Source organism: Mesotoga sp. H07.pep.5.3 (assembly GCF_002752615.1).
GTDB classification, from domain to species: domain Bacteria; phylum Thermotogota; class Thermotogae; order Petrotogales; family Kosmotogaceae; genus Mesotoga; species Mesotoga prima.
On sequence record NZ_AYTV01000017.1, the window covers coordinates 1 to 1,154 of the forward strand.

Annotated in this window: 1 protein-coding gene; it reads right to left on the bottom strand. The window is 43.8% G+C overall.

Annotation, left to right across the window (positions count from 1 at the left end; all coding sequences use genetic code 11):
* Positions 1 to 1,132: transposase (locus V513_RS07945; protein WP_099772308.1), on the bottom strand; the 1,132-nt coding region annotated here is incomplete at its 3' end.
* Positions 1,133 to 1,154: the final 22 nt, after the last annotated feature.

A 1,154-nucleotide genomic window follows, 5' to 3' on the forward strand; every position in this document is an offset into this window, starting at 1 on the left:
GAGGATTCCTCTTGAAGAATTTCTCTTCTGAGTAGGGAGTCAAATCCCTAAGCATGGCGAAGGCGATTTTGAGGATGGTGTTCGCCAATGCACGGAGGGCATGAGCAGAGCTCTTGCCCTCGCTCTTTTTGTTGTCGTAGAATCTTTTCATCCATTTAGAGCTATTTGTTGCAGCAAGACTGGCTATATGAAGAGTCCCTCTGAGATAGTGATTGCAGTTACTTCTCATCTTGGTGGTATTCTTGTTACCGCTTCCATAGTAAGTCGGAGTAGTTCCCGCGTACCTTTGAAGGTCTCTGTAGGAACTGAACTTGTGTGTTAGGTAGGCAACTATGAGCTGGCTGGCGATTATTACTCCCACTCCAGGTAAGGTGAGAAGCACACTGAATTCGCTTTCCTCAATGATTTCTTTCATCTGCTTGCCTATCTCTTCCTTCATCACTTTTTTCTCCATAGCGTACCTTGAGAAAGCGACTATCAATGTCCTTATGGAAGCTGGCACATATCTTTCAAGCGCGATTTTTCTGAGCTCCTTCAGCTTGCTTTTGAGATTGCTATTTATCAGGAAACCCATCTCTTTAAGCTTCTGGAGTATCTCTTTATCAGACATTGAGAGAAAGTCTTTTGCAGTAGGACAGATGGATATAAACGCCAGTTTTCTGGCGGAAGTGCCACTGAAAACTTCTTTCACCTCCGGCCAGTACCTTTCAAGGTATGCATCCAGCCTTCCTATATCCTGCATCATAGATACATTTATCACAGCGTTCTCTTCAACCAGTACATCCAGCTCAAAAGCTATCCCTTCCCTCTTCACTTGCAAACACCATTCGGGGTTATGCTCATAGGTCATCGCTATTACCTTCGAATCAATGAAATCGCTCTTGCCTTCTATCACGAAGAATGACCTGGCTTCGCTCGATCTCCTGCTTGGAAGTATGTACACCTGCCTGTTGTTCCTTAGAAGATAATCGACGATCCTGTTATTGCCATCCTCAATAACATAGACCGCCTCCTTTATCTTCAGAAGCTTCGCAAAATCTTCTTCCTTGTTCTTTAAAACTAACTTCTTACCCTGGTGCAAAAGATAACAGTAATGCTTCTTTCTTCCCCAATCAATTCCAACTATCTCCATAACTGCACCTCCGTTGCTTGTT